At 66.6% G+C, this 21,012-nt stretch carries 19 protein-coding genes; 11 read left to right on the forward strand and 8 right to left on the reverse strand.

What is annotated here, in order from left to right:
* Window positions 1–42: 42 nt before the first annotated feature.
* Window positions 43–951, forward strand: coding sequence for an NAD(P)-dependent oxidoreductase (locus tag NFH98_RS17915; RefSeq protein ID WP_349623014.1), 909 nt, complete (start codon window positions 43–45; stop codon window positions 949–951).
* A 44-nt stretch (window positions 952–995) separates the two neighbouring features.
* Here the strand turns inward: NFH98_RS17915 and NFH98_RS17920 are convergent, their stop codons facing one another.
* On the reverse strand, window positions 996–1,907 hold the full coding sequence (locus NFH98_RS17920; RefSeq protein WP_349623015.1) for a LysR family transcriptional regulator: 912 nt from the start codon (window positions 1,905–1,907) through the stop codon (window positions 996–998).
* Window positions 1,908–2,047: 140 nt separating this feature from the next.
* Here NFH98_RS17920 and NFH98_RS17925 point away from each other — a divergent pair, with 140 nt between their 5' ends.
* The 6 genes from NFH98_RS17925 to NFH98_RS17950 all read left to right on the forward strand — a co-directional run bounded on the left by NFH98_RS17925 (window position 2,048) and on the right by NFH98_RS17950 (window position 9,389).
* Window positions 2,048–3,493, forward strand: coding sequence for an aldehyde dehydrogenase family protein (locus NFH98_RS17925; protein WP_349623016.1), 1,446 nt, complete (start codon window positions 2,048–2,050; stop codon window positions 3,491–3,493).
* 11 nt (window positions 3,494–3,504) lie between these two features.
* A complete protein-coding gene (locus NFH98_RS17930) occupies window positions 3,505–4,509 on the forward strand; it encodes a dipeptidase (RefSeq protein WP_349623017.1) in 1,005 nt (334 codons plus the stop codon).
* Window positions 4,510–4,700: 191 nt separating this feature from the next.
* Window positions 4,701–6,332 (forward strand): BCCT family transporter, encoded by a 1,632-nt coding sequence (locus tag NFH98_RS17935; RefSeq protein WP_124805153.1) that lies wholly within the window; start codon window positions 4,701–4,703, stop codon window positions 6,330–6,332.
* 345 nt (window positions 6,333–6,677) lie between these two features.
* On the forward strand, window positions 6,678–8,123 hold the full coding sequence (locus NFH98_RS17940; protein WP_349623018.1) for a hypothetical protein: 1,446 nt from the start codon (window positions 6,678–6,680) through the stop codon (window positions 8,121–8,123).
* Window positions 8,120–8,935, forward strand: coding sequence for a DUF3726 domain-containing protein (locus NFH98_RS17945; RefSeq protein ID WP_045993663.1), 816 nt, complete (start codon window positions 8,120–8,122; stop codon window positions 8,933–8,935). Before NFH98_RS17940 ends, NFH98_RS17945 begins: the two co-directional genes overlap by 4 nt.
* 70 nt (window positions 8,936–9,005) lie before the next feature.
* Complete coding sequence (locus NFH98_RS17950) at window positions 9,006–9,389, forward strand: RidA family protein (protein ID WP_108449213.1); 384 nt, start codon at window positions 9,006–9,008, stop codon at window positions 9,387–9,389.
* Window positions 9,390–9,713: 324 nt separating this feature from the next.
* Here NFH98_RS17950 and NFH98_RS17955 read toward each other — a convergent pair whose 3' ends face one another.
* From NFH98_RS17955 to NFH98_RS17970, 4 genes are read right to left on the reverse strand one after another with little or no spacing between them, the layout of a single operon-like run.
* On the reverse strand, window positions 9,714–10,487 hold the full coding sequence (locus tag NFH98_RS17955; protein WP_287165674.1) for a transporter substrate-binding domain-containing protein: 774 nt from the start codon (window positions 10,485–10,487) through the stop codon (window positions 9,714–9,716).
* Between the two features lie 14 nt (window positions 10,488–10,501).
* Entirely contained in the window at window positions 10,502–12,043 is a 1,542-nt protein-coding gene (locus tag NFH98_RS17960) for an FAD-dependent oxidoreductase (RefSeq protein WP_349623019.1), read from the reverse strand.
* Window positions 12,030–12,395: a (2Fe-2S)-binding protein gene (locus NFH98_RS17965; RefSeq protein ID WP_287165676.1), complete on the reverse strand. Its 366-nt coding sequence runs from the start codon at window positions 12,393–12,395 to the stop codon at window positions 12,030–12,032. Before NFH98_RS17965 ends, NFH98_RS17960 begins: the two co-directional genes overlap by 14 nt.
* The gene (locus NFH98_RS17970; protein WP_287165677.1) at window positions 12,379–13,494 is read right to left on the reverse strand and encodes an NAD(P)/FAD-dependent oxidoreductase; all 1,116 of its coding nucleotides are present in this window, start codon (window positions 13,492–13,494) and stop codon (window positions 12,379–12,381) included. Before NFH98_RS17970 ends, NFH98_RS17965 begins: the two co-directional genes overlap by 17 nt.
* Before the next feature lie 177 nt (window positions 13,495–13,671).
* Here NFH98_RS17970 and NFH98_RS17975 point away from each other — a divergent pair, with 177 nt between their 5' ends.
* Window positions 13,672–14,586, forward strand: a complete 915-nt coding sequence (locus tag NFH98_RS17975; RefSeq protein ID WP_287165678.1) for a LysR substrate-binding domain-containing protein — start codon at window positions 13,672–13,674, stop codon at window positions 14,584–14,586.
* An 86-nt stretch (window positions 14,587–14,672) separates the two neighbouring features.
* On the opposite strand, the gene NFH98_RS17980 is transcribed toward NFH98_RS17975, so the two are convergent.
* Window positions 14,673–15,557, reverse strand: coding sequence for a LysR family transcriptional regulator (locus tag NFH98_RS17980; protein ID WP_287165679.1), 885 nt, complete (start codon window positions 15,555–15,557; stop codon window positions 14,673–14,675).
* A 177-nt stretch (window positions 15,558–15,734) separates the two neighbouring features.
* Between NFH98_RS17980 and NFH98_RS17985 the strand changes: the two genes are divergently transcribed.
* The 3 genes from NFH98_RS17985 (at window position 15,735) to NFH98_RS17995 (ending at window position 18,539) form a co-directional block, all read left to right on the forward strand.
* Window positions 15,735–16,916: an MFS transporter gene (locus tag NFH98_RS17985; RefSeq protein WP_348827170.1), complete on the forward strand. Its 1,182-nt coding sequence runs from the start codon at window positions 15,735–15,737 to the stop codon at window positions 16,914–16,916.
* A gap of 244 nt (window positions 16,917–17,160) precedes the next feature.
* The gene (gene dkgB / locus NFH98_RS17990; RefSeq protein WP_045993672.1) at window positions 17,161–17,970 is read left to right on the forward strand and encodes a 2,5-didehydrogluconate reductase DkgB; all 810 of its coding nucleotides are present in this window, start codon (window positions 17,161–17,163) and stop codon (window positions 17,968–17,970) included.
* Between the two features lie 266 nt (window positions 17,971–18,236).
* Window positions 18,237–18,539, forward strand: coding sequence for a helix-turn-helix domain-containing protein (locus NFH98_RS17995; protein ID WP_287165681.1), 303 nt, complete (start codon window positions 18,237–18,239; stop codon window positions 18,537–18,539).
* Window positions 18,540–18,581: 42 nt separating this feature from the next.
* On the opposite strand, the gene nhaC is transcribed toward NFH98_RS17995, so the two are convergent.
* Together nhaC and NFH98_RS18005 are read right to left on the reverse strand one after the other, a co-directional pair.
* Window positions 18,582–20,021, reverse strand: a complete 1,440-nt coding sequence (gene nhaC / locus NFH98_RS18000; RefSeq protein ID WP_287165682.1) for a Na+/H+ antiporter NhaC — start codon at window positions 20,019–20,021, stop codon at window positions 18,582–18,584.
* A gap of 247 nt (window positions 20,022–20,268) precedes the next feature.
* Window positions 20,269–21,012 (reverse strand): DapH/DapD/GlmU-related protein, encoded by a 744-nt coding sequence (locus tag NFH98_RS18005; protein WP_348827171.1) that lies wholly within the window; start codon window positions 21,010–21,012, stop codon window positions 20,269–20,271.

Consider the following 21,012-nt stretch of genomic DNA (forward strand, 5'->3'; position numbering starts at 1 on the left):
TTAGGCTGTTACCTACTTTCTAATCTACAACGAGCCGCCCGTATGACCTCTCCTGCCACCATCGCCCTGCTGGGCACCGGTATCATGGGCCTGCCCATGGGCCGTCATCTGATCCGTGCAGGCTTCCCCCTGCGTGCCTGGAATCGCAGCATCGACAAGGCAGCCCCGCTGGGCGAACTTGGCGCCACTCTGGCCGAGACACCCATCGAGGCAGCGGCAAACGCCCAGGCGGTGGTGATGATGGTAAGTTCGGGCGCGGTATGCGAGACGCTGCTGTTCGGCGACGACGGCATCGCCCGTCAGTTGTCTCCCGGTACCCTGCTCATCGTGATGTCGACCATTGGCCACAGTGAAGCAATCGCCTTGGCCGAACGCTGTCGCGAGCTTGGCCTTGGCTGGGTGGACGCCCCGGTCTCCGGCGGCGAAAAGGGCGCGCGCGAAGGATCTCTTTCGATCATGGCCGGAGCAGACGCCGTCGATTACGACAGGGCAAAGCCCATTCTCGAGGCCATGGGCCATCCCCTGCATATTGGCTCGGCAGGCAGCGGCGCCCTGGCCAAGCTGGTCAATCAGTTGACGGTGGCCAGCACCATCGCGGCGGTGTCGGAAGCCCTGGTGCTGGCCGAAGCCGGCGGCGCCGACCCCGCCAAGGTGCGCCAGGCCATGCTGGGGGGCTTCGCCTACTCGCGGATTCTCGACCAGCATGGCCAACGCATGCTGGACGGCGACTTCGCACCCGGCGGACCGGCCAGGCATCAGCTGAAGGACACTCGCGCCGCCTGCGACGTCGCCCGGGAACTCGGCCTCGACTTGCCGCTGCTTGAGTTGACCGACCGCCTGTTCGGCGATCTGGTCAACGCAGGTGGTGCTGACCTCGACCACAGCGCCCTGCTGCTCGAGGTCCGGCGACGCAACGGCATGGACGCCGGCGAACTCGACCGCAACGGCTGACGGACGGCGAGCCCGCCTGGCGTTATCGGCTATTGGCTGAACGGCTATTGGCTGCTCGGCGCATGGCCATCCTGCCCCTGCCCCTCCTCCAGGCGCTCGACGATAAAGGCCGCCATGGCAGCGGCGGCCGGCGACAGGCTGCGACCGGCCAGGCGCACCAGGCCCACCTGGCGCTCCACCACCGGGCACTCCAGCGGAACGAACCTCAGCCGCTCGTACTCCTCGGCAAACGCCAGTCGCGGCAGGGTGGTGATGCCGAGCCCCGCCACCAGGCTGGCGGTCAGCGAGATCATGTTGGAGATGAAGAAGGTGGGACTTGCCAGCAGCGCCTCGGCCTCGGTGCCCTCGAGCAGCCGCGAGGTGCCATTGCCGATCAGGGTCTCGCCGGCAAGCTCGCGCCAGTGCAGGCTCTCGCGCCCGGCGAAGGGATGGTCATCGCGACACACCACCCCCACCTTGTCGCGCAGCAAAGGGGTGAACGCCAGGGCATCGTCAGGCTGCCACAGGCTTGAAAGCCCGATATCCACCTCACCGCCCAGCACCTGCTCGCGCACGAAGTCGGCGTTGCCGTCGTGCAGCGCCACGCGGATGCCCGGATAGCGCTCGACGAACTCCGACAGCAAGCTCGGCATCAGGCGGCTGGCCACCGACGGTACCGCCGCCATATCTAGATGCCCCGCCTGGCGCTCGACCTGGGCGAGCAGGTCACGGCTCAGGCGATCATGCTGGAGGATCAGCTCGCGAAAGCGCGGCACGCAGTACTCGCCGAAGGGGGTGAGGCTCGCCTGGGCACCCTTCTCGAACAGCGCCTCACCAAGGCGCGCCTCCAGCTCGCGCACCGCCATCGACACCGCCGGCTGGCTGCGGTGAAGCTGGCGCGCGGCGGCGTGAAAGCCGCCGTGGTCGACAATCGCCAGCACGTAGCGCAGCGGCTGGATCTTGAGGTCGGGGAGCATGGCATTTCCTCACACGGGCCGTCACACGGGCCGTCACACAGACAGGCGGTAAGCCTTATTTATCATATGCTCGTTATTATTGATTATCTTTATTTTGGTGACTCTCCTAGGCTGTGTCGCATTCGTCACAGGAGGTCATCATGTCTCAGCAGTCAGCCTACCCACTCTATATCGACGGCCAGTGGATCGACGGCGTCGACCAGATCGAGAACCGCAGCCCGTCGGATACCAGCGACCTGATCGGCGTCTACGCCCAGGCCTCGACCGAGCAGGTCAAGGACGCCATCGCCGCCGCCCGCCGGGGTGGCCGCGAATGGGCCAAGAGCGGCCTGGAGCAGCGCTACGGCGTGCTGATGGCGGTGGGCGACGAACTGATGGCGCGCAAGGCCGAGCTCGGCGAGCTGCTGGCCCGTGAAGAGGGCAAGACCCTGGCCGAGGCGGTCGGCGAGGTCCACCGCTCCGCCCAGTTCTTCCACTACTACGCCGCCGAGGTGCTGCGCCAGATCGACGAGCGCGCCGAGTCGGTGCGCCCCGGCGTGGAAGTGGAGGTGCGCCGTGAGCCGGTGGGGGTGGTCGGCGTCATCAGCCCCTGGAACTTCCCCATGGCCACCGCAGTGTGGAAGATCGCCCCGGCGCTGGCCTTCGGCAACGCCGTGGTGTTCAAGCCGGCCAACCTGGTCCCCGCCAGCGCCTGGGCGTTGACCGAGATCCTCAGCCGTCAGGCGCTGCCCGCAGGCAGCTTCAACCTGATCATGGGGCCGGGTTCGAGCGTCGGCGACGCCTTGATCTCGAGTCCCGAGATCAATGCCCTGACCTTTACCGGGTCGCTTGAGGTCGGTCGCCGGGTGGCCGGCGCCACCGCCGCCAACCTGGTCAAGTGCCAGCTCGAGATGGGCTCCAAGAACGCCCTGATCGTGGCCGACGACGCCGATCTCGACCTCGCCGTGGAGGCCGCCTTCAACGGCGCCTACTCCGGCACCGGCCAGAAGTGCACCGCCTCGTCGCGGCTGATCGTCACCGAGCAGGTCCACGACGCCTTCGTCGAGCGGCTGATCGAGCGCCTGAAACAGGTGCGTGTCGGCCCCGCCCTGGAAGACGGCGTGCACATCGGCCCTGCGGCCGACGCCCGCCAGCTTGCCTCCAACCTGGCATGGGTCGAACGCGCCCAGGCCGACGGGGCTCGGCTGGTGTTCGGCGGCGAGCGCGTCAGCGCGGCATGCGACGGCTACTTCATGGCGCCGGCACTTCTGGTAGACACCACCAACGACATGGCCATCAATCGCGAGGAGGTGTTCGGCCCGATCGCCTGCGTGATCAAGGTCGCCGACGCCAACGAGGCCATCGAGGTGCTCAACGACACCCACTTCGGCCTGACCGCCGGCATCATCACCGACTCGCTGAAGCTTGCCAGCGAGTTCAAGGCCCGCGCCGAGACCGGCTGCGTGATGGTCAACCTGCCCACTGCGGGCACCGACTACCACGTACCCTTCGGCGGCCGCAAGGCGTCGAGCTTCGGCCCCCGCGAGCAGGGCCGCTATGCCCGCGAGTTCTACACCGTGGTCAAGACCTGCTACGTCAAGGCCTGAGGAGAGACGTCATGTCCCGAGAAATGCTGACCGTCGACGGCCTGCAGTACTCCAACTGGTCGCGGGAAATCTTCGAGCAGATGCGCGAAGGCGGCCTGGACGCCGTCCACGCCACCCTGGTCTACCACGAGACCACCCGCGAGACGCTGTCGCGCCTGGGCGAGTGGAACCGCCGCTTCGAGGCCCATGCCGACCTGATCATGCCGGTGCGCGGGCCAGGCGATATCGCCAGGGCCCAGGCCAGCGGGCGCATCGGGGTCTTTCTCGGCGCCCAGAACTGCTCGCCCATCGAGGACGACATCGACATGGTCGAGGTGATGCGCGATCTCGGCCTCTTGATCATGCAGCTCACCTACAACAACCAGAGCCTGCTGGCCTGCGGTTGCTACGAGGCAGAAGACAGCGGCATCACCCGCTTCGGGCGCCAGGTGATCCGCGAGATGAACCGGGTCGGCATGGTCATCGACATGTCCCACAGCGCCGAGCGCTCGACCCTCGATGCCATCGAGCTGTCGAGCCGCCCGGTGATCATCTCCCACGCCAACCCCGAGAGCTTCCACCCGGCCAAGCGCAACAAGTCCGATCGGGTACTCAAAGCCATCGCCGAGTGCAACGGCCTGCTGGGCTTCTCGGCCTACCCCTTTCACCTGCGTAACGGCCCGGACTGCACCCTTGCCGAGTACTGCGAGATGATCGCCCGCACCGCCGACCTGATGGGGGTCGAACACCTGGGCATCGGCACCGACCTGTGTCAGAACCAGCCCACCTCGGTGCTCGACTGGATGCGCAACGGCCGCTGGTCCAAGGACATGGACTATGGCGAGGGCAGCGCCACCAACGCCGGCTGGCCGCGGCCACTGGCCTGGCTCAAGGACAGTCGCGACTTCCCCAACCTGATACAGGGCCTGCGCGACGTCGGCATGAACGAGGACGAAGTGGCCGGCATCATGGGCCGCAACTGGGTGGCGCTGCTGGAGCGCGCCGCCACGCCTCAGGGTATCGCCAAGGTCGCCTGAGGCGGCACTCGGAACAGCCCCCGACCAGTCCTCGACCAGCCACCGACCAACCCTCGACCGACCCTGGACCAGCCATCCGTCAGCCACCGACCCGCCGGCATCCCAGATCTCAACAACAACCGAATGCCGGCGGTCATCAATCACCATAACAGGCACCGCCACGACGGTGCCGCACGCCAGAGGTTCATGCCATGACCACCTCCACCACCGGCACCTCGTCACCCGCCGATCGCTCGGCGCCAGCGACCGCGGACTTGCCCGCCGGCCAGTATCGCCTGGGCGACCCCGTCGTGCTCTGTCTCAGCATCGGCTTCATCCTGCTGTTCGTCGGCCTGTCACTGTACGACATCGACGGCGTCGCGGGGGCCATCGGCACGGGCTTCGCCTGGACCGCCAAGGCGCTCGGCAGCTACTTCCAGATCCTGCTTTTGTTGACCTTCTTTATCGCCATGGGGCTGATCGCCACCCCGGCGGCAAGTGCACGCATCGGCAACACCCGCACACCGGAGCTGTCCACCTTCAAGTGGGTGTCGATCATCATGTGCACCCTGCTGGCGGGGGGCGGGGTGTTCTTCGCCGCCGGCGAGCCGATCTACCACTTCGTGGTCACGCCGCCGGCCTTTGCCGGCAGCGCGGCCATCGAGGCCGGCAGCGACTCCGCCATCGCCCCGGCCCTGGCCCAGTCGTTCATGCACTGGGGCTTTCTGGCCTGGGCGGTGCTCGGCAGTCTGACCGCGGTGGTGCTGTCCCACGCCCACTATGACAAGGGCCAGCCGCTGCAGCCGCGCACCCTGCTCTATCCGGTACTCGGCGAACGGCTGATGAAGGGCCCGCTGGGCGGCGTGGTCGACGCCCTGTGCGTGATCGCGGTGGTGGCCGGCACCGTCGGCCCCATCGGCTTTCTTGCCACCCAGGTCAGCTTCGGTCTGCATGAGCTGTTCGGCGTGGCCAACACCTACATGACCCAGTTGATCATCCTGATCGGCCTCGGCGCGGTCTACGTCACCTCGGCGGTTACCGGCATCGACAAGGGCATCCAGATCCTGTCGCGCTTCAACGTCTTCCTGGCGCTCGCCATCGCCGCGGTGATCTTTCTGTTCGGGCCGACGCTGTTCATGGTCAACGCCTTCACCCAGGGTTTCGGCGAGTACCTGACGTCGTTCTTCGCCATGTCGACGATGACCGCCCAGAGCGCGCCGGACTGGTGGATGCAGTGGTGGACGGTGTTCTTCTTCGCCTGGTTCATCGGCTATGGCCCGCTGATGGCGATCTTCGTCGCGCGCATCTCCAGGGGCCGCACGATTCGGCAGATGGTGCTCACCGTGGCGGTGCTGGCACCGGTGGCCACGGCCATCTGGTTCACCCTGCTGGGAGGCTCCGGCATCTTCTACCAGATGACCGGAGCCATCGACCTGACCGAGGCGCTCAACAACTTCCAGTTCGACGTGGCTACGCTGACCGTGGCCCAGGCGCTGCCCGGCGGTACCGTCATGGCGGTGGCGATCCTGGTACTGACCACCATCTTCGTCGCCACCACCGGTGACTCCATGAGCTACGCCATCGCCGTGGTCGGCGCCGGTCACGACGAGCCGAGCCCGCTGGTTCGCGCCTTCTGGGGCATCGCCATGGCGCTGATGGCGGCTATCCTCCTGTACATGGGCGCGGGGCAGATCAGCGCCCTGCAGCAGTTCATCGTGCTGACCGCCATCCCGGTGTCGCTGGTGCTGCTGCCGTCGCTGTGGACCGGCCCCCAGGCCGCCCTCGCCATGGCCCGCGCCCAGGGCATCACCAGCCACAAAGCCAGCGCTACAGGGGAGGCCTGAGATGAGACGCGAAGACCTCGCCAGCCGCCTTTCCGACGTCGAGCAGCGCCTGCGTCTGCGCGCGCCCGACGAGGTGATGCAACTCGATCGCCTGGGCAGCCTGCACGCCAGCCGGCTGAGCTTCGTGCGTAGCCTGGTGCGCCAGATGGCGCGCCAGCGCTGGCAGATCAGCACCACCCGCTTCGAGCTCGACGCCGAGGGCCACGGTGTCGCCATCTATCGTCTGCAGACGCCCCAGGCCCGTTACCACGGGGTGATCTTTTCCCAGCCACTGGACGACGACGCCCGCTCCGACCGGGTCATCGCCGAGCCTGGGACGTCACCTTCGGCGTGGTCGAAGGCGACGTGGACGACTCGCTGCTCGAACAGATGGCCGCCAATGTGCCGCTGCAGGAGGCCGGGCGCCAGCATCCACGTCTGCTGGTGCTGTCCCGGGCCAACCGCAGCCTCAGAAACTTCGCCGCCTTTCTCGACGCGCTGTGCGCCGGGCGACAGCCCGACCCGGCCTGGCTGACCCGGGTCGGCTATCTGTATCGCACCACCGCGGTCTACGGAAACGGCAAGTTCGGCATCGCCGACTTCGATCGGCTCAAGCACAACCCGGACTTCCAGCGTCCCTTCTCGGCCCAGATGCTGGCGGTCTACCTGCTGCGCCACTTCTCCATCGAGCAGATCGAGCATATGGCCCGTGCCCGGGCGCCGGGCAGCGCCGTCGCCATGGCCGCACCGCTGCGCCGCTATCTGGGCATCGGCAATTCCACCGGACTGGGCATGGCGCCCTTTCTGATCAACCACCCGCAGCTGATCCAGCGCTGGGTCGAGAGCCGCGAGAAGGCGCTGGCCCAGGTCAGTGGTCAGGTCCCTGGTGAACCGGAGCGACAGCGCCTGGTGGCGCTTGTCGCCCGGGCCGAGCGCCACCTGGCCCAGACCGTGACCGAGGATAGCGAGCAGAGCGCGCGCAACCGCGAGACCGCCAGCGCCCTGCCGGCGGTGCGCGCCTGGCTCGAGCAGGTACCACTGGCCGAGGAGCTGTGGCAGGAGTTGATCGACTGGAGCCGCCAGACCCTGAGCCTGGAAGCCCAGGAGCTGATCCACACCCTGTTGCTTGAGCTCTACCCGGAGATCGTCGATCCCTTCGAGGACCAGATGGGGGTCGAGGAGGGCCTGGAGCTGACCCCGGACATGCCGCTGGTCAGACTCAAGCAGTTGATCGAGACCCACTACGACTGGGCCCTGCGTCATGACTTCGGCGACCCCGAGGAGCGCTACTGGTTCTGGTATCGCTCGGTCGAGAAGGAAGAACCGCGCCTGGGCGTGCGCGACGTCGAACCCGGCGCCGACCGTGAGCTGAAGCTCGCCATCGCGCCCCGGGTGGCCGATACCCATGGGGTCATCGACGACTTCCTCAGCGCCCATCCGCGCGCCCTGGTGGTGGAGTTCCTGATTCACCACCCGCGTCACAAGGACATCATCCGGCGGATCCAGAGCATGGCCGAGACGCCCTTCGGCGAGATCCGCGCCAACCTGTGGGCCCGCGAGTTGAAGCCAATGCACCTGCTTCGCACCAAGCTTTCGTTCTTCGGCGCCAGTCGCTTCGATCCCAAGTCCGATCGCTGGGTGCGTATCACCCTGTTCCAGGGCGCGCCATTGGTCGAGGAGCTCAACGCCGAGCCCAGCGACCTGATCGACTTCGACGACTGGAGCTTCCCGCTGGAGCCCGACCAGGACGCCGCCGGCACGCTCAAGGAAGCCGATGCCCAACCCCGCCAGCACGCCGGAGCCAACTCATGAAGGTGTCCTACAACGAACTCCAGGGACTCTGCCGCAAGGCCTTCCAGGCCATGGGCTTCGAGGACGGAGACGCCAGCGACGCCGCCGACATGGTGGCCTGGATGCAGCTCTACGAGCTCGGTGGGCTGGCAGCGCTGGGACGAGGCCTCGACTTTCTGCTCGCGGATCAGGGCGAGCGCCCCCCGGAACTCGTCTACTCCGACGGCGACCTGGCGGTGCTCGACAGCCACGGCGCCAGCGTGCTCAAGAGCTCGACCCTGGCACTGGAGCTGGGCTTTGCCAAGGCCCGGGCGCGAGGCCTTGCGGTGATCAAGATCCGCCACTGCCACAACCGCCAGTTGATCATGGGCTACCTGGCGCGACTGGCCGGGCGCGGGATGAACGTCACCGCCTTCTGGCGCAATGCCCAGGCGCCTGACGGTGAGGCCCGGACCGCTGGCGCAGAGCAGGCGGCAGCCACCCCGCTGATCGAGCAGGTGGTGGGCTTTCGCGCCGGAAGTTCGGTGCCGGAGATCCGCGTCTACGCGGTGCACGAGGTGCCCGAGGAAAACGAGCCCAACGACGGGGTGACGCTGATCATGGCCAACCACGTGGACCTGCTGCCGTCGCTGCGCTCCGAGTATCAGCTCGACCTGCTGGCCCGCCACCAGGAGTCCGACCTGCTGGCTTGCCGCGAGCGTGCCATGCAGCAAGGCATCGAGGTCGACGACGGCCTGTGGGCGCAGCTCAAGGCGCTGGCCACCCGGCTGCTGGTGGAGTCTACCGAGGCCTCTCGCAGCGGCGCCGGCGCCGGCACCCACGACAACGACTGACACACAACCCTCACCCCTTGGCACTCTCTTTGCCCTACTGCCCCCGACTTCCAACGTTCGAGGATACCCCATGGTTCACCCGGTCAAGACCGAGCTGTTCGCCTCCCGCGCCCCACTGTCCTGGGCCAGCGTCGGCAACGGCATCCTGTTCACCGCCCAGATCCCCATCGACAAGAGCGGCGAGGTGGTCGACGGCGGCATCGAGGCCCAGACCCGCCAGACGCTGGACAATCTGGTGCACACCCTCGCCTGCGCCGGTGGCGGCGTTGAATCGCTGACTCAGGTATTGATCTACGTGACCCGACGCGAGGACCTGGCTACGGTCAACCGGGTCTACGCCGAGTACGTCAGCGAGCCCTACCCCAACCGCGCGGCGGTGATCGTCTCCGGCTTCGCCCGGGAAGAGATGCTGGTCGAGATGGTGGCCTACGCGGCGCTACCTGTGACGCCCTAGGGCTTGTCTGAAAAGTGCCTGCGCTCGGTAATACGGCGTTAAAAATCGGATCAAAATGCTCATTTACACCACGTAAACTGCGCTTTCTCACCGATTTTTGCCTTGTCTAACCTTCGCTCGTCGACTTTTCGGACAGCGCCTAGCCGCCTATTGCACCGTGCCGCCGACGGCGTAAATGGCCGAACCCCCGACACCAACGAGCCCTCCGATGGAGGGCTCGTCGCATGGTGGGCTCGTCGCATGGTGGGCTCGTCGCATGGTGGGCTCGTCGCATAGCTGTCACGCCTCTCGTCTTCCCCCCGCGGGAGGTCGACTCCGCCGGTGCTATTTCTCGAAGTAGCGTGCCCACAGCGCCTGGTAGTCGCCGTCGTCCTTGAGCCCCTGGATGGCCTCGCTGAACGCGATGGCCAGTTCGCGATCGCGCTGGCGGAAGGCGGCGCCGACGCCGGGCCCGTAGATCGACTCGGGGCCGGTCACCAGCTCGCCCTTGCGCGCAAAACGCTCATCGCTGAACAGCCGCTCCTGGGCCAACGGGAAGGCGGTAAAGACCAGGTCCAGCCGACCGGTGAACATGTCGTTGACCACGCCGCCGGAGTCCGAGTAGCGACGAATGTCCGCCTCGCCGTGGTAGGTGGTCACGTACTCGTCCTGGATGGTGCCCTGCTGCACACCGATAGTCATCTCCGACAGGTCCCCTTCGGGATCGATCTCCGCGTCGGCCTGGCCGACCCACACCGAGGGCACCTGATAGTAGGGATCGGAGAACAGCACCTGTTTCGCGCGTTCGTCGGTGATGTTCATGGCCGAGGCGATCAGATCGTACTTGCGCGCCAGCAGCCCCGGGATGATGCCGTCCCAGCCCTGCTCGACCCACTCGCACTGGCGCTGCATGCGCTCGCAGGCGGCCTCGACCAGCTCGACCTCGAAGCCGGTCAGGCTGCCGTCGGGCAGCTTTTCCTGGTACGGCGGATAGGGCACGTCGACACCGATGCGCAGCGGGCGATCGTCGGCCTGGGCGGTGGTGGCAACAGCGGCGCCGGCGCCGGCAAGGGCCATCGCCAGGCCAAGGGAGGCAGACAGAGAAGCGTTAACTTTCATGGTCATTTCTCGCTCTATTGTGATTGTGTGGTCAGGTGATCGGAGGGCGCCAGTGCCAGCTCGCCCAGCGTGATGGAGGTCAACGGTGGGCGAATGCGGTAGTAGCCGACCTCGTCCATGTCGCGGCCCTGCTCGCGGGCCATCAACCGTGACACATTGGTGCCGCATAGCCGTCCCTGGCAGGGGCCCATGCCACAGCGGGTGAAGGCCTTGAGCTGGTTGGGCCCGGCAGGCCCCGCTTCCAGCGCCGCCTTGAGCTGGGCCCGGCTCACCCCTTCGCAGCGACAGATCAGGGTCTCGCCGGGCTGTCGCTCGACCCAGTCCGCCGGTGGGGTGAACAGTGCATCCAGCAGACGTCGACCGGACAGATCCTGGCGGCGTCGACGCCTCAGCGCGGCGCTTTCCCTGGCGACCGCCCGGCGGTTATCGGCGTCTGGTATCGGCGCCGCGGCGCCTTTTGCATCGGCTGTCGTGTCCAGCGGGTCAGCCATCAGGTCGTCCAGCACGGCCAGCGCCGCCAGTCGCCCTTCGCGCTCGGCATTCACAGCGCCGCCGATGCCACCGCCGTCACCGGCCAGCCACACCCCCGGGCGCACCGACAGGTCGTCGCGACGATCGGGCACGAACGCCTGCTGCGCCTCCTGCCAACGGTGCTCGATGCCCAGCCCTTGGGGGAGCTGCGGCTCGGGCACCACCCCCATATGGGTCAACAGCCAATCGGTCTTGAGCTTGTGCTCGTCGCTGTCGCCACGCCGGCGATAGCGCACCCCGGTCAAGCGCTGGTCACCCTCGGCAGCCAGCGACTGGACGCCACGCACGATCGGCACCCCAGCGCGCCTCAACGCCGCCAGCATGCGCGCGCCCTTGGCGAGGTAGCCGCGAGCCCGCCAGGCCCTGAGCGGGTGACGCAGGGTCCGCGCCAGTCCCAGGTTCGGCGCCGTATCGAGGATCATCCGGGGCGGGCAGCCGGCGTTGAGGTACTGCCAGGCCAGCAGGTACAGCAGTGGCCCGTTGCCCGCCAGCACCGACGGCCCCTCGGTCAGCAGCGCGCCCTGCTTCATCAGGATCTGGGCGGCGCCGGCCTGCATCACCCCAGGTAGCTGCCAGCCGGGGAAGGGCCAGCCCCGCTCCATGGCGCCGGTGGCGATGATCAGACGCTCCGCAACCAGTTCCCGGCTGATGCCATCGTGCCCCCGCACGCCCAGGCGATGGGCGTCGTCCAGGGCGTCGTCCAGCGCCTCGATCCACCACACCCGCGTGCCTGGGCGATAGTCGATCTCCCCCCGTCTGGCGGCGTCCAGGAAGGCGCCGACCAGGGACCGACCGCGATGGTAGTCCTTGCCCATGACTGCGGCGTCGAGCTGGGGCTGGTCGAGATCGCGATAGATCTGCCCGCCCGGCGCCCTGGCCTGATCCAGTACCAGCGAGCGCAGGCCGGCCTCGGCCAGTCTCAGGGCCGCCGCCATGCCGGCAGGGCCGGCGCCGAGTACCACCACTCGGGCGCGGTCCTTGCTGCCGTCGGTGCCGACGGTCTCCCTCGGCTCACAGGTCTGCATCTTCGCGCCCCCTCTGCTCGTCACCACTGGCATGGTTGGCGGTGTCCCACCGGGAAGCCGTCGCTGTCTCTTCGTCGAGCTGGCGGCGTACCCGCATGCCCTGCTCCACCGTGACCAGACAGCCCTGTCGATTGGGGGCACCGTCGATGGTGATCAGGCAGTCGTGGCACACCCCCATCATGCACAGCGGTGCGCGATGGCCACTGGCGACGTGGCGGCGATAGCCGGCGGCGCCCTGGTGCATCAGCACCGCGGCCGCCACGCTAAGCGTCGAGGGCACCTGGTATGGTGCGCCGTCGATGGTGATGGTGACCTCGGGTGTGGCCGTGGCCCTTTTATGCCGCTTGAACATCGAAGCGTCCTCCCGAGAAGAGCGGATAGCGCTCGGTGAGCCGATCATCGTCCAGCGCTGCGGCCAGCTCATCGGCGTGAAAGGCGGCCAGGGTGATGCCGCTGTGACAGCTCAGGTTGTAGGCCCCGGGATAGCGCTGCGAAGCCTCGTAGACGGGGCAACCGTCCGGCGTCATGATCCTCAGCGCCGCCCAGCTGCGCACCAGCCGCGCCGACGCCAGATCGGGATAGATGGTCACCGCCCGCCGCGCCAGGGCGTGCAGGGTTTCGAGGGTGACCCGGGTGTCGTGGCCGACGTGCTCGAGCACGTCGCCGATCAGGTAGCCGCCGCTCGCCGTCTGGCGAATCTGCGGTGTCGGCAGGCGGCCGGCGGCGGGCAGCCGCTCGCTGACCAGCACCTGGCCACGCACCGGCGTGACCCGACCGCAGAGACCCAGCGGCGGTGCCAGCCGCGCCGCCCCCAGTCCGCAGGCCAGTACCAGCCGTTCGGCACGCACGGCGCCACGGGCGGTGTGGGCAACAAAGCCCGCCTCGCCGGGGTCGATCGAGGCGACCGGATGATGAGGCCGTACGTCCACGCCAAGCGCCTGGCAGGCGCTGTAGAGTGCGCGCAGCAGAAACAGCGGATTGCAGTGGCCGTCGTGGGGTGTCCAGATGCCCCCCGGGACGTCGCCGCCAAGGCCCGGCAGCAGTCGCTCAAGCCGCGCGCCCTCCAGGTACTCCCAGCGCACGCCGGCCTCACGGGCCCAGGGCGCGTCGTATAGTGCCTGGTACTCGGCGCAACGCTTACGCACCTCGTCGTCGTCAAGACACAGATCGACGCCTCCGGGCTGCTCGAACTCCAGATCCACCCCGGTGCGCTCGCCAAGCTCGCCGGCGAATCTCGGCCAGGCTCGACTCGAGGCCAACGACATCGCCGCATAGGCGGGCATACCGGCGCCCTTGCCCTGGACCCAGACCAGGCCCGCGTTGCCCCGGGAAGCCTTGAGGGCGGTATCGTGCTCATCGAGAACGCAGACGCGACGGCCACGGCGCGCAAGCCCGTAGGCCACCGCCATGCCGACCACACCACCGCCGATGATCATTACCTCGTGTGCCATGGAAGCCTTGGACCCCTAGCCGTCGATTGCCGATGACTCGACGATAGAAGCCACATCCCATACGATCCAATACCAATCAATGGCAAACCCATGCCCTGATGTTATGGCTCCTTTCGATGCAGGGCTGGATGCAGGGCTGATGGGTGGGTTCAGTGGAGGTTTCGATGGAGGACAGCGATGGACAGCCCCCGGCTCAGTGACCGCCAGTTGCAGGCCTTTCAACACACCATGGACAGCGGCAGCGTCACCGCCGCCGCCAGCCGCATGCGCATCGCCCAGCCAGGCGTCACTCGGCTGTTGAAGCAGCTCGAACACGACCTCGGCTTTGCGCTGTTCTCGCGGATCAAGGGACGTCTGGTACCGACGCCGGAGGCGCGCCTGTTCTATCGCGAGCAGCAGCGCCTGTGGCAGGGACTCGAGCACCTCAGAGACAGCGCCAGGCGGATTCGCCAGCGCGAGCTTGGCGGGCTCGGCATCAGCGCCATGCCGCTGCTCGGCCTGACCTTTGTCCCGGACGTCATCGCCGGGATGGCCAAGGATCACCCAGACCAGCACCTGCGGTTGTCCACCTACCGCTCCGAGCAGGTGGTGGAAGACGTGGTCACCCAGCGCTCGGAGATCGGTTTTTCCCTGCTGGGAGGCCAGGATGAGCGCCTCGGTGCGTCAGCCTTCACCCTCGATAGCGTCTGCCTGCTGCCCCGGGATCACCCGCTGGCAGGGCGCGAGAGCATCGCCCTTGAGGACCTCGATGGCCAGACGCTGATCCACTATGAACCGGGAGACCCCAGTCGCCAGACGCTGGAGCGCACCCTGGCCGAGCAAGGCATCGTGCCGCGCTCGCGGCTGGAGGTGTCGCTGGCGCTGCAGGCAACCCGTCTGGTTGGCCAGGGCGCCGGCATCGCCATCGTCGACGCCCTCAACGCCCGCGCCATGGGCGGCAGCGACAGCATTGCGCTACCGCTGCAAGAGCCCCTGACCGACACCTTCTACCTACTGACACCCCGGGACCAGCCGCTGTCGCGGCTGGCCGAGGAGTTTGTTCAGCGCTTTCAGCGTCGGTTTGCCGAAGTGCAGGCAGAAGCGACGCCATAGCCCTTAGCAATAGCCCTTGGCAATAGCGCTGGGAAATGGCCCGACGCAAGAACCCGCTGGGCTAACCCGGTGGCAAGGACCGCCCGTTACAGCCGCAGTCTGGGCTGGATGACATCAAGAAACGCCTGAATGCGGGCCGACAGGGCGGTATTGCGGTAGTACACCGCCTGCACCAGTTCCCGGGGCCCGCCGTGGCGCATGGCGTCAGGCAGGATGACCTCGAGGCGTCCGCTGGCGATATCATCGCCCACCATGAAGTTCGAATGGCAGGCGATGCCCTCCCCGGCCAGGCACAGGTTTCGCATCACCTCGCCACTGGAGGTCGCAAGCGTGGGCGTGATCTCCTCGTCCAGGCCCTCCACCGGCCAGCGATTAAGTGCCGTCGGGGCGAGAAAGCCGATCAGCTGATGATCGGCCAGCTCCGCCACCGAGGCTGGCCGTCCGGCCCGCTCGAGATAGGCGGGGCTCGCCACCAGGTACAGCCGCGAGCGCCCCAGCAACCGGGCGTGCAGGGTGGAGTCCGCCAGGGCACCGATGCGAATGGCCACGTCGGCACGCTGCTCAAGCAGATTGATGATGCCGTCGCTGGCGGAGAGCTCCAGCTCGATACCGGGATAGCGACGACGGAATTCTCCCACCAGAGGTACCAGCTGGTGCAGCACGAAGGGGCTGGCAGCGTCCACTCGCAGGCGTCCGCTGGGCTCGCCGCGCCCCAGTGCCAGCGACTCTTCGGCGGCGATCAAGCGCTCGAGCCCGACGCGCACCTGCTCGATAAAGCGACAGCCTTCATCGGTCAGGGCGACGCTTCGCGTGGTGCGGTTCAACAGCGGCACCTCGAGGCGCTGTTCCAGGCGCTGCACCGCCCGGGAGACCCGCGCCACCGGGACGTCCAGACGCGACGCCGCGGCGCTGAAGCCGCCGCTATCGACCACCGCCAGCAGCAGTTCCAGATCTTCTGAGCGGGTCTTCATCGTTGCGGTTCCTGTTCGGTTCGGCGCTGCTGAGTTCGTTTCTGTTTAGCGCGCAATTGTCTCGATAGCGACAAAGGTGTTTCTCGATTAGACGCGTTTATCGCAAAAGTCTCCTCCCCCAGACTCCGCGTCGTCAAGTCGTCTCACGAGACGACGCCATCTCGACAGGAGAAACAGATGCCCATCGCGCTATTTGCGCTGACCCTCAGCGCCTTCGCCATCGGTACCACCGAGTTCGTCATCGTCGGACTGGTGCCCACCATCGCCCAGGACCTGGGCGTCAGCCTGCCCTCTGCGGGACTGCTGGTCAGCCTCTACGCTGCCGGTGTCGCGGTAGGGGCACCGGTACTGACCGCCCTGACCGGCCGTTTCAATCGCAAGTGGGTCCTGCTCGGCCTGATGATGCTGTTCATCGCCGGCAATCTACTGGCCTGGCAGGCCCCCGGGTATGGTTCGCTGATCACCGCCCGCATACTGACCGGCCTCGCCCACGGCGTGTTCTTCTCGATCGGCTCTACCATTGCCACCAGCCTGGTCGCCAAGGACAAGGAAGCCAGCGCCATCGCCATCATGTTTACCGGCCTGACCGTGGCACTGGTCACCGGCGTGCCGCTGGGCACCTGGATCGGCCAGACCTTCGGCTGGCGCGCGACCTTCCTGGTGGTCTCGGCGCTCGGCCTGCTCGCCCTGATCGGCAGCGCCCTGCTGATTCCTGGCAACCTCAAGCGCTCGGCTCCGGCGACGCTGGGCCAGCAACTCAAGGTACTGACCCATCCGCGACTGCTGCTGGTCTACGCCATCACCATCCTTGGCTACGGCGGCACCTTCACCGCCTTCACCTTCCTCGCCCCGATCCTCGAGCAGACCACCGGCTTCGCGCCGTCCATGGTCAGCCTGATCATGCTGGTCTACGGCGCCTCGGTGGCCATCGGTAACCTCTACGGCGGCAGGCTGGCCGACCGTCTCGGCCCCATCCCCGCCCTGACCCTGATCTTTGCCGGACTCGTCGCCATCCTGCTGGTGCTCAGCGTCAGCGCCGTCCACCCGGTCGCCGCGGTGCTGACGATCCTGGTGTGGGGCGCCTTCGCCTTCGGTAACGTGCCGGGCCTGCAGGTCTACGTGGTCAAGCTGGCCGAGCGCTATGTGCCCGAAGCGGTGGACGTGGCCTCAGGGCTCAATATCGCTGCCTTCAATATCGGCATCGCGCTGGGCTCGGTGGTCGGAGGCCAGGTGGTCACGCACCTCGCACTGACCGACACCGCCTGGATCGGCGCCATCATCGTGCTGGCGGCGCTGGTACTGACCCGGCTGTCCGGCAGGCTCGATCAGCGTCGCGCCGCTCGCCTGGCCAGCGCCTGAAGCCCGCGACCCGCGACCCGCGACCCGCGTCCCGCGACAGCCACAGAGCGAACGGAAGAGCCTCGTGGCTGTCGCATTATTGCTTCGCCTGCTAAATTTTTTTGACGAACCCTTGAAGTCGCAAGGGTCTCCCCGCATGTCATTAACGACACATCGAAGCACGTATCGGCAAAACACCGGCCTGCCGGTGACAAAGGAATCCAGGGTCCCGCTGTGCGGGCCTCGCCACGACAATGGAGCCAAGATGTCTCAGCCTATCCCCAACCCCGGTCTCGGTACCTTTCGCCTGACGGGCGACACCCTGCGTCACGCGGTCACCACCGCGCTGAAGCTTGGCTATCGGCATATCGATACCGCCCAGTTCTACGGCAACGAAGCCGAGGTCGGCTCCGCCATCGAAGCGAGTTCGGTCCCCCGCGACGAGATCTTCCTGACCACCAAGGTGTGGTGGGATCGTCTGGATCCGGTATCACTCAAGGCAAGCGTCGAGGAGAGCCTGTCCAAGCTGGGCACCGGCTACGTCGACCTGCTGCTGATCCACTGGCCGTCGCCGGACGATGAAGTCCCCATGCGCGACTACCTGACCGCCCTCAAGGAAGTGAAGGACGCCGGCAAGGCGCGCCACATTGGGGTGTCCAACTTCACCAAGGCGCACATCGATCAGGCGGTGGATATCCTCGGCAAGGGAGAGATCCTGACCAACCAGATCGAGGTCCACCCCTTCCTGCAGAACCGCGAACTGATCGCCCACTGCGAACGCCACGGCATCATCCCCACCGCCTTCATGCCGCTGGCCGTGGGCAAGGTGCTCGAGGACGAGACGCTCAAGGCCATCGCCGAGAAGCATGGCGCCAATCCGGCCCAGGTCGCCATCGCCTGGCTCAACCAGCTCGGTATCCCGACCTTCCCCTCCTCGACCAAGGAGCAGAACCTCAAGAGCAATCTCGAGGCGCTGAAGCTCGAGCTGTCCCAGGAGGACATGGACGCCATCGCCAAGCTGGATAGGGGCGAGCGTGTCGCCAGCCCCGATTTCGCACCGAAGTGGGATCAGTAGACCGGCAGACCGACGCTGCCATCACTGATCTCTTGATGGGCTGATCGTCGATCAGACCTGACCCAAGGCGCCACCTGCGGTTCACCGCCGGTGGCGCTTTTTTCGCTTCTTGTGTCAGGTGTCTTGGCACAGGGTCTGACAATCTAGGCGCAAATGGCCTGTGTTATGGCCCACGGGGCGATCGTTTCCGATAGTGAAGTCACGGGTCGACCACAAAGTCGCACGCGCACCATGACCATCTGGTCAGTCCTCAGAGAGGCACCCCCATGGCTACAGAGTTGGAGACGCTGATCTCCCGCGAAGATCCAGCGCTCGTCGAAAGAGCCAGGAAGAAAGCCGACGCCATGCTGCTCGAGCTCAAGATCGCTGACATTCGCAAACTGGCGGAAATGACCCAGCGCGAGATGGCGGATGCGCTGGGAGTCAAGCAACCCACCATCGCAGGACTGGAAAAAGGCGGCCAGGACGCGCGTTTGAGCTCCATCAAGCGCTATGTCGAAGCCATCGGTGGAAAGGTCAGCCTGACCATCGAGCTAGCGGATGGCAGCCAGCACGACTTTCCGGTGTAGCTCCTGTGTCGCCTTGGCGCTACCGCCCCCTTGGCGCTGTCTTCACTCATTGGCGCCTGGTACCTCTGGTGAAGCGTCGTCCTCGGGTGCTGCCAGCGGCTTGATCGTCCAGCCGGTGTAGCCGTAGAGCACGGTGACCAGCGGCGACAGCCAGCAGAAGAAGTTGAACGGCAGATAGGCAATCGTCGCGACCCCCAGCGTCGCCGCCTGGTAGGCGCCGCCGGAGTTCCAGGGCACCAGATTGGCGGTGACGGTGGCCGAATCCTCCACCGCCCGGGACAGGTTCTCCGGCGCCAGTCCCCGCTCTCGGTAGGCCTCGGCGTAGGTGCGTGCGCCCATGACGATGGCCATGTACTGATCGCACAGCACCACATTGGCGCCGATCGACGTCAGCACCGTGGACAGGATCAGCGAGCCCCGGGTCCTTGCCGCCTTCAGAATGGTCTCGGCGATGGTCCTGAGCTGCTGGGTGCGCTCCATGACCCCGCCGAACATCATCGCCACGATGACCAGACTGATGGTGTAGAACATCGAGTTCAGGCCGCCGCGGCTAAGCAGGCTGTCCACCGCCTCGACGCCGGTATCGGAGGTCACGCCACCAAAGGCCACCTGCATCAGTTCAGCGTAATCGGCCCCCTGCATGCCCAGCGCACAGAGACCACCGGCGATGACCCCCAGGGTGATGCCGGGTATCGCCGGCAGCCGCTTGTAGGACACGAATAGCACCAGCAAGGGCGGCAGCAGCAGCACCGGGTTGATGACGTAGTGCGCCGCCAGGGTCTGCTGCATCACCTCGACCCGCTCGAGCCCGCCGGACGTGCCCGAGTAGTAAAGACTCAGCGCCATCTCGATCACCAGGGTCAGGCCAATGCTGACCCCGGTGGTGTAGGACATGTGCTTGATATGGGTGAACAGGTCGGTACCGGCCATGGCCGGTGCCAGGTTGGTGGTATCCGACAGAGGCGACATCTTGTCGCCGAAGTAGGCCCCGGACAGCACCGCCCCGGCCACCAGCGGCAGCGGAATCCCCAGCGAGCCGCCGATCCCCATCAGCGCCACCCCCAGGGTGCCGGAGGTGCCCCAGCTCGACCCGGTCGCCAGCGACGAGATGGCGCAGATGACCACCGCCGCCGGCAGGAAGATCGTCGGCGACAGCAGCTTGAGGCCATAGGAAATCAGCGTCGGCACCACCCCGGCCTGAATCCACACCCCGATCAGCACCCCTACCACCATCAGGATGATCAGCGCCGGCAGGGCGTTGTGGATGCCTCGCACCATACCTTCCTGAATATCGTCCCAGCGGTAGCCGCAGCGCAGCGCCACCAGACTCGCCACGATCACCCCCAGCAACATGGGAATCTGCGGGTCGAGCCCGTAGACGACGATGGATACGCCGATGCCGACCACCAGGGCGATCAGCGATACCAGCGCCTCCGTCAGGGTCGGGGGGCGCTGCACTGGGGAAAAGAGGCGGTGGATCAAAAGGGGCACTCCTGAGCAGGGTCGGTCGCCGACAGAGCCGGAGAGAATCTGCGAGCCCTGGCCACTGCTCGAGCGCTCCCCCCGACGATTCAGGAAAGCTAGGCGGCGATTCACAACGCTGCCATCAAAGCGTCATCAATCGTTTCAATTCAGCAAAGTCGCTGGCGTATGTCGGCGCCCTATAACGTCAATGTCCAACCGACTAGGGGTCATGAAGCCTCCCCCACACCGCCAGCCCCTCTTGTCCCTACCTGGATGTCCCCCGCTCCGCCTCGGCCAGAAAGTCCTCGACGTTGCCTTGAAAGCCCTTCAGATAGGCCTTGATACGCTCGTCCGGCCAGTCCCACCAGGCCAGTCGTTCGAGCCGTTCGGCGATGGCGGGATCATCGAAGCGTGGCCTGAGCACCCGGGCGGGGTTGCCCACCACGATGTGGTAGGCCGGCACGTCTCTGGTCACCACGCTGCCGGCGCCGACGATGGCGCCATGACCGATGGTCACGCCGGGCAGCACGATGGCGCCGTGGCCGATCCAGACGTCGTGGCCGATAGCCACCCGATCGGCCTCGCGCCAGGCGAATACCTCGGCGTCGAGGGCCTCGTCGCTGAAGCCGAACTTGCCGGGGCGATAGCTGAAGTGGTGCAGGGTCGGCCGCCACCAGGGGTGGTTGCTCGGATTGATACGCACGCTGGCAGCGATGGAGGTGAACTTGCCGATGGTGGCGAACATGACGTCGCCGTCACGCTCGATATAGCTGTAGTCGCCGAGACTGACATGGTTGAACACGCAGCGACTGCCAACCTCGGTGAAGCGCCCAAGCTCGCTGTGGTGCAGGCGAGCGTCGGTAGCGACGTTGGGCCGCTCGGACAGACGCGGGGACGTCGGCTGGTCCAGCGCGCTGGATGAGTCTCTGGATGAGCCACTGGGCGAGTCACTGGGCGATTCACAAGATAAGGAGCCGTCAGACACAGACGGCGTGGGGACATCGGACAT

Source organism: Halomonas sp. H33-56 (assembly GCF_040147035.1).
Classification (GTDB): Bacteria; Pseudomonadota; Gammaproteobacteria; order Pseudomonadales; family Halomonadaceae; genus Halomonas; species Halomonas litopenaei.